Here is a 7,759-nt window from a genome sequence, read left to right as displayed (position 1 = left end):
CGCGCCGCGCAGCCCGCGTGGGACGCGCGCGGCGGCGGTGGCCGCGCAACCGTGCTGCGTGCGATGGCCGATGCGCTGGAGGGCGCGATGGATCGGCTGGTGGCGCTGCTCGCGCGCGAGGCGGGCAAGACGCTGGACGACGGCGTCGGCGAGGTGCGCGAGGCGATCGACTTCTGCCGCTATTACGCCGCGCTCGCCGAGCGCCAGTTCGGCGCGCCACAGCCGATGGCCGGGCCGGTGGGCGAGACCAATGTGCTGGAGCTGCACGGGCGCGGCGTCTTCCTGTGCATCAGCCCGTGGAATTTTCCGCTGGCGATCTTCACCGGGCAGGTCACAGCGGCGCTGGCGGCCGGCAATAGCGTGATCGCCAAGCCCGCCGAACAGACGCCCTTGGTCGCGGCGGAGGCGGTGCGGCTGTTCCACCGCGCCGGGCTGCCGGGCGACGTCCTCGCATTGCTGCCGGGGGACGGCGGAACGGTGGGCGCCGCGCTGGTCGGGCACGGGGGAATCGACGGAGTCGCCTTCACCGGCGGCACCGAAACGGCATGGGCGATCAACCGCCGGCTCGCGGCGCGCGACGGACCGATCGTGCCGCTGATCGCCGAGACGGGCGGGCTCAACGGCATGTTCGCCGATACCACCGCCCTGCGCGAGCAACTGGTCGACGATGTCATCGTATCGGCGTTCGGATCGGCGGGGCAGCGCTGCTCGGCGCTGCGCATGCTGTTCGTGCCGGAGGAATCGGCGGAGGCGACGATCGCCGCGATCGCCGGCGCTATGGACGTGCTGCGGATCGGCGATCCCGCCGATCCCGCGACCGATGTCGGCCCGGTGATCGACGCCGACGCCAAGGCGGCGCTGGAGAAGCATCTCGCCCGCCTGACCGCCGAAGCGCGCATCGTCCGTCGGCTCGAGACGGGCGGGCGGGAGAGCCATTATTTCGGCCCGGTGCTGGCCGAGGTGCCGCGCCCTGACTTCCTGGAGCGCGAGGTGTTCGGGCCGATCCTCCACGTCTATCGCTATCGCGCCGGAGAGCTGGAGACGGTGGCGCGCGCGCTGGCGGATCGCGGCTATGGTCTCACGCTCGGCATTCACAGCCGGCTGGAAAGCTTCGAGCGGCGCATCCGCGCGCTGGTGCCCGCGGGCAACGTCTATGTGAACCGATCGATCATCGGCGCGGTGGTTGGCGTGCAGCCGTTCGGGGGCGAGGGACTTTCCGGGACGGGGCCCAAGGCGGGCGGCCCCCACGCCTTGCTCCGCTACGCGACCGAGCGCGCGATCTCGGTCAACACGGCGGCGCAGGGCGGCGATCCGGCGCTGCTCGGGCTTTAAGGTCCTCGCCCCATCAACGTCCGCTCGTCACCCCGGGTCAAGCCCGGGGTGACGGGGAGAGTGAGTGCCTCAGTCCAGAAGCGCGCTACGCCCGATCGCGGGGTCGTCGGTGAAGAAGCCGTCGATCCCAGTGGCGAGATAGGCGCGGATTTCGCGGATCGATCCCGCCGGGTTGCGCGCGGCGGGGCCGCCGCCGTCGCGAAAATCGGCGGCGAGGAAACTGTTCTCGGGCCGGAAGGTCCAGACGTGGACGAGCAGCCCGGCGCGATGCGCATCGGCGACCAACGGGGTCGGCCTGCCGAGGCGGCCGTCGGCCCCCAGCGGGATGATCGCGCGGGTCGGCGGTGCGATGACATCGGCGTAGTGCGCGACTTCGGCGAGGCCGGCGGGCGTCACCATTTCGGCGAAGCTCGGGCCGCTCCCCGCAGCGACGACGTCGGCGGGCTTGCCCGCGGCGGGCTCTACCAACTGCATCAGCCGCAGGTTGGCGGGACGACCGAGCCTGGCGCGCAGCAGGCGCAGATTGGCGATCTCGAACGACTGCACTTCCACCGGCGCGCGCCGAAGATAGGGGCTGGCGGCGAGGCTGGCGAGGAAGCGATCCTCGAGCGGCAGGCCGATCCCCCGGAAATAGGTCGAATGCTTGAGCTCGGGCACCAGCCCGATCGTCCGCCCGCGAGTCGCGGCCTCGGCGGCGGTGAAATCGACGATCTCGGCCCAGGTCGGCACGTCGAACTGGCCGTCCATCGTCGCATTGGCGGGGCGGATCTGCGGCAGCCGCTCGATCGCCTTCAGCCGCTTCAGCTCGGCGAGTGTGAAATCCTCGACGAACCAGCCGGCCTGCTTCTGGCCGTCGACGGTCTTCTCGGTCCTGCGGTCCGCGAACTCGGGGTGCTTGGCGACGTCGGTGGTGCCGGCGATATTGTTCTCGTGCCGCGCGATTAGCACGCCATCCTGGGTGCAGCACAGATCGGGCTCGATATAATCGGCGCCGTCGTCGATCGCCTTGGCATAGGAGGCGAGCGTATGCTCGGGCCGCAGCGCGGGCGCGCCGCGATGCCCGAACACCAGCACCTTTTCGCGCGGCGTCTCGGTATAGGCGATCCCGCCGGCGAGCGCGGCCGCCGCGCCGCCCGCCAGCACGCCCCGCCGCGTCACCTCCGCCATCAGAATCCGAACCGCACGGTGCCGAACACCTGGCGCGGCGCCAGCGGGAAGAAATTATAGGTGCCCGATGCCGCGCCGATCGACAGCGTCGAGGAGGCCTTCTTGTCGGTGAGGTTGGTCACGTTGACGCTGACGTTGAGCTTCCTCACGAAGGCGTTGGGCCCGAGCGGAATATCCGCGCCGATCCGCGCCGACAAAGTGAGATAGCCGGGCACCGAGAGATCGTTGGTGAAGGTCGCATAACGCCGCCCGATATAGTCGCCGATCAATTGCACGTCGAACATGCCGACGTCCAGCGTCGCCACCGTCTTGTTGAGCCAGTCGGGCGATCCCGGCACGTTCTTGCCCGCGGTCGGCACCAGCGTCGCGCCGTTGAGATAATCGTCCTGAAAGCGCGAGCGGTTGTACGACACCGCATCGTAAAGCGAGAAATGCGGGCCGAAGTGGAGCGTCCCCGCGAGATCGAAGCCGTCGGTCTTCACCGCGCCGACATTCTGGAGGATGGTCGCACCGCTGACGATCGCGGTGATCGTCGTCGTCGGGCTGATGCCGAGCAGGCGGTTCTTGAAATCGACGTGATAGTAGCTGAACTGGCCCTCGAAGGCGGTGATCGGCCCCAGCGACAGGCTGTGGTGCGTGCGCACGCCCGCCTCGTAGGTCCAGCTCGTTTCGGGCTTGGTGTTGGCCTTGAAGAAATCGAACAATGTCTGGCTGCCCAGCGCGAAGGGCGAAAGGCCGGCGGCGGCGCTCGTCTGGAACTGGCGCATGTTCTTCTGCGCGTTGACGAAAAGCTGCTCGTTTCCGGTCGCGTCCCAGATCGCGCCGACCTGCGGCAGGAAGATGCGGTGCGTGTTGATGTCGCCCACGGGCAATTCGCGCGAGCCCGTGAACGAGCCCGGGATCGGCTGCACCGGTATGCGCTGATGCGCCTCCTGGAATTCGCTCTTGAAGCCCGCCTGCAGCGTCAGCGACGGCAGGATGCGCCAGGCGTCCTGGATGTGCGCCTGATATTCCTGGACGCGGACCTCGCTGCCATATTGGGTGATCAGCGGCTGCTCGTAATCGCGCGGGCGCGTGTAGGGCGAGCTCGGATTGTTGACGTCGACCGCATACCAGCGGCGGTAGGCCGACGAGCTCTGGTTCTCGTACCAGCCGCCGAGCTCGATCTGATGGTTGCCGAGCGCCACCCGCAGCGTCGAGATCAGGCCGCCGCGATCGATGCGATATTCGGTGGTCCGCGACGCGAGTCCGGAGCCGCCGAAGATGCCCGAAAGCCGCGCGAGGTTCGCGGGCGAGGTCGCGACCCCTCCGGCGGGGTTGGGGTAATAGAAAGAGAAGAGCGTGGGCAGCCCCGCCGCCGAGATCGGCCCGGCGACGACTCCGACACCGTCGTTATGATGATAATAGACCTGGTTGGACCAACTGATCCGGTCGCTGATCGTCCACTCATATTTGAGGTAGCCGAGATAATCGGTGCGCTGCGCGTCGCTGTAATAATTGCGGTAATTGTCGCCCGCGGCGAGATAGGCGGGCGATCCAGCGAAGCCGTTGGCGGCGGTGGGATAATAAGCCTCGGCGCCCGCGAAATCGGGGTAGAAGAAAGGGCGGGTGTAGGGCACGTTGGCGCGCGCCTGGGTCTGGCCGGTGCTGGCGATCACCCGCGTCGGATTGACGACGGTCGCATCCTCGTTGGGCTCGGTCTTGTCCGAATAGACGAAATAGCCGGTCAGCCTGCCCGTGACATCCTCGTGGACGAACTTGGCGTCAGCCTGATAGCCGCCCTGGTGGCCGTTGAAGTCCCAGGCGCGCGCATCCTGCCGCACCCCCGACACGAAGAAGCGGTTGCCCGCGCCGAAGCTGCCGCTGTCGATCCGCGCATAGGTGCGGAACGCCGAATAGCTGCCGAACACCTGCTCGATCGTGACGCCGCGATCCTTCGCGGGATCGCTGGAGAAGGTATCGATCGTGCCGCCGAGATTGCTGGTGGAAGGCGTGCCGAGATCGCCGGCGCCGCTCGCCAGCGTGACGCGGCCGACATCTTCGGAGATGATCGCGCGCTGCGGCGAGAGGCCGTTGAAATTGCCGTATTGCTGATCGCCGAGCGGCACGCCATCGAGCGTGTAGCCGAGCTGCTGCTGGTTGAAGCCGTGGATGAACAGCGAGATGTTCTGCTCGTTGTTTCCCCAGGGATCGGCGGTGAGGTAGGTGACGCCGGGAAGCGTCTGGATCGCCTTCAACGGGCTGATGCCGGGCAGGATCTTCTGAACCTCGGGGCCCTGGATTTCCGCGACCGATCGCGTGCGCCGCCCGGTAACGACGATCGATCCCGCCGCATCGTCGGTCGCGGCCGCGTCGAGGGCAGCGTCGGGGGCGGGGGCGACGGGGGCGTCCTCGGCATGCGCCAAGCCGGCGATCGAAAGCGCGCCGGCGAGCGCCAGCAGGCTGGTTGTGGTTCGGATCATCATTTCCCCCATCGTCGTTCCGCGGTGCGGAAGCGGCGCTTTGCCGGGGGATCATGAGGGTTTCGCGTCAGATCGGTTGCACCGCGATGACAACATCGCGGGTGTGCCTAGCCGTGTTTGACCAGCGCGCGCTCCACGATGCGCCACAGGTCCGCGATCGCGACGGCCGCCGGGCTGCGCGGGGCGTAGGCGCCCAGCGGTGCGTGGCGATCGGCCATCTGCTCGACCGCCGTCGCCATCGGGATCGCGGGCTGATCGGGCGCCGCCGCCAGCGCGGCGCGGTGCGACGCGCGCCGCCGATCGACGAGGTTGAACACCGCCAGCACCGGCGGCGAGGCCTTGCGGCTGTCGAGATGGCGGCGAAGCTCGTCGGCGGCGCGCGTCGAGAGCGCCGAGGGGATCAGCGGCAGCAGGATCAGCGACGCGCTGCGGATCACCTGTTCGGCGGTCAGCCCCAGCCCCGGCGGGCAATCGATGACGATCCGATCGTAGCGCCTGGCGAGCACATCGCCGATCCGTTGCAGCCGCTTCTTCGCGCCGAGCTCGGCGAACTGAAGATCGAGCGTGCGCAGCGAGGCATCGGCGGGAAGGAGGTCAAGCCCCGCGACGCCGGTCGGCACGATCAGTTTCTCGGGCGATACGTCGCGCTCGATCACCGCGCTCGCCTCGTGCGCGTTCGTCCGGTCGGGCGCGAGGATGAAGCTCGCTGCTCCTTGCGCGTCCAGATCCCACAGCAAGGTCCTGCGGCTGGAAAGCGTCGCCGCCGCCCAGGCGAGATTCACCGCCAGGCTCGTCTTCCCGACGCCGCCCTTGGAACTGTAGACCGCTAGCGTCGCCATGCCGAATTCCCCTGCGGGCGGTGTGCCGCGAGGCGGAGGTTAAGCGACGAACGGCGGCTCTGTCATGTCAATCCCGCCCGCACCCCGCTCGATCGGCGGCCGTAAAGCAGATAGACCGCAAGGCCGATCGCGTTCCAGATCAGGAAGCGGACGATCGTCATCGTCGGCAGGCTGGCGAGCAGGTAGAGGCAGCCGAGGATCGCCAGCGTGCCGACGGCATAAGGCGCCGGGCAGCGGAACAGCCGCGGCATCTCCGGCGCGCGCTTGCGCAGCACCATCAGGCAGGCGCCGACCGCGATGAAGGCCAGCAGCGTGCCGGCATTGGCGAGCTCGGCGATCTCGTCGAGCCGGAACAGTCCCGCGATGATCGCGATCGCGATGCCGGTCAGCAGGGTGATCAGCGTCGGCGCGCCGGTGCGCGCGCTGACCCTGGCCAGGCCGCGCGGCAGCAGCCCGTCGCGCGCCATCACGAAGAAGATGCGGCTCTGGCCATACATGAAGACCAGGATCACCGAGGGCAGGGCGATCACCGCCGCCAGCGCGATCAGATGCGCGGCCATCGGATGCGCGAGCGTCCGCAACACCAGCGCCAGCGGTTCGGGCGAATCGCCGAGCGTTCGGAACGGCAGCGCGCCGAGCGCCGCGACCGCCACCAGCATGTAGATGGCGGTGCAGACCAGCATCGATCCGACGATGCCGATCGTCAGGTCCCGCCCCGGATTGCGCGCTTCCTCGGCCGAGGTCGCCACCGCGTCGAAGCCGTAGAATGCGAAGAAGACGATTGCCGCCGCCGCCATCACGCCGCGCTTCATCCCGCCCGTCTCGGTGCTGCCGAAGCCGTAGGGCATGAAGGGGTGGAGGTTGGCGCGGTCGAACGCGGGCAGCGCGAACGCGACGAACATTGCCAGCGCGACCAGCTTGATGACGACGAGGACGATGTTGAGCGTGGCGCTTTCCCGCGTGCCCGCGATCAGCATTCCCATCACCGTCAGCGTCACCGCCACCGCCGGGAGATTGACCACGCCGCCGCCCGAGGGGCCGACCAGCAAGGCCTGCGGCAGATGAAAGCCCGCCGCGCCGATCCACCCCATCAGATAGCCCGACCAGCCGACCGCCACCGTCGAGCAGGCCAGCGAATATTCGAGGATCAGGCTCCACCCGACGACCCACGCCGCCACCTCGCCGAGCGCGGCATAGCTGAACGTATAAGCGCTGCCGGCCGCCGGGATCATCGTCGCCAGCTCGGCATAAGCGAGCGCCGCGCACGCGCAGACCGCGCCCGCGATCGCGAAGGCGAGGATCACCGCCGGCCCCGCGCGCTCGGCGCCGACGGCGGTCAGCGTATAGATGCCCGTGCCGACGATCGCGCCGACGCCGAGCGCGATCAGGTGCGGCCAGGAGAGCGTCTTGGCGAGGCGATGCTGCTTGTCCGGCCGGATCAGCGCGTCGAGCGAGATGCGGGGTCCGAACATGGGCCTTCTCCGATCGTTGCCCGCGCCGCGGGAAGGGTGATGCGTCGGATGTAGCAGCCGCAAAGACCAAGTCGAGCGGCCCCCGGCCTTGTGCCCGGGCGCGATTCCCCCCATCTGGGCGCCTCATGCCCTTCTCGAAACTCCCGCCGCTTCTTTCCGAGGCGCTCGCCGCGCGCGGCTATGCCTCGCCCACGCCCGTTCAGGCCGCCGTGCTCGAGCCGCAGGCGGAAGGCCGCGATCTCATCGTTTCCGCACAGACGGGATCGGGCAAGACGATCGCGTTCGGCATGGCGATGGCCGATGCCCTGTTCGAGGATGGCAAGGTGCCGCCCGCCACCGCGCTGCGCGCGCTGGTGATCGCGCCGACGCGCGAGCTGGCGTTGCAGGTCAGCCGCGAGCTCGAATGGCTCTATGCCAAGGCGGGCGCGCGGATCGCGACCTGCGTCGGCGGCATGGACGCGTCGCGCGAACGGCGCGCGCTCGGCCA

Annotated in this window: 6 protein-coding genes; 2 read left to right on the top strand and 4 right to left on the bottom strand. The window is 68.9% G+C overall.

The window, feature by feature from the left end:
• Positions 1–1,332, top strand: a 1,332-nt coding sequence (locus tag HUU94_RS02800) for an L-glutamate gamma-semialdehyde dehydrogenase (RefSeq protein ID WP_174273601.1), incomplete at its 5' end; no start/stop codon positions are given.
• A gap of 69 nt (positions 1,333–1,401) precedes the next feature.
• Here the strand turns inward: HUU94_RS02800 and HUU94_RS02795 are convergent.
• The 4 genes from HUU94_RS02795 to HUU94_RS02780 form a co-directional block, all read right to left on the bottom strand.
• Positions 1,402–2,499: a glycerophosphodiester phosphodiesterase family protein gene (locus HUU94_RS02795; RefSeq protein ID WP_174273600.1), complete on the bottom strand. Its 1,098-nt coding sequence runs from the start codon at positions 2,497–2,499 to the stop codon at positions 1,402–1,404.
• A complete protein-coding gene (locus HUU94_RS02790; protein WP_174273599.1) occupies positions 2,499–4,961 on the bottom strand; it encodes a TonB-dependent receptor in 2,463 nt (820 codons plus the stop codon). Before HUU94_RS02790 ends, HUU94_RS02795 begins: the two co-directional genes overlap by 1 nt.
• A 107-nt stretch (positions 4,962–5,068) precedes the next feature.
• Entirely contained in the window at positions 5,069–5,800 is a 732-nt protein-coding gene (locus HUU94_RS02785) for a ParA family protein (protein ID WP_174273598.1), read from the bottom strand.
• 62 nt (positions 5,801–5,862) lie between these two features.
• Positions 5,863–7,272: an amino acid permease gene (locus tag HUU94_RS02780; protein WP_174273597.1), complete on the bottom strand. Its 1,410-nt coding sequence runs from the start codon at positions 7,270–7,272 to the stop codon at positions 5,863–5,865.
• Positions 7,273–7,397: 125 nt separating this feature from the next.
• Here HUU94_RS02780 and HUU94_RS02775 point away from each other — a divergent pair.
• On the top strand, positions 7,398–7,759 hold a 362-nt coding region (locus HUU94_RS02775), incomplete at its 3' end, for a DEAD/DEAH box helicase (RefSeq protein ID WP_174273596.1).

Source organism: Sphingomonas bacterium, from assembly GCF_903644055.1.
Classification (GTDB): domain Bacteria; phylum Pseudomonadota; class Alphaproteobacteria; order Sphingomonadales; family Sphingomonadaceae; genus Sphingomonas_I.
The sequence above is the reverse complement of the archived record's forward strand: the minus strand, read 5'-3'. Positions and strand labels throughout refer to the sequence as shown.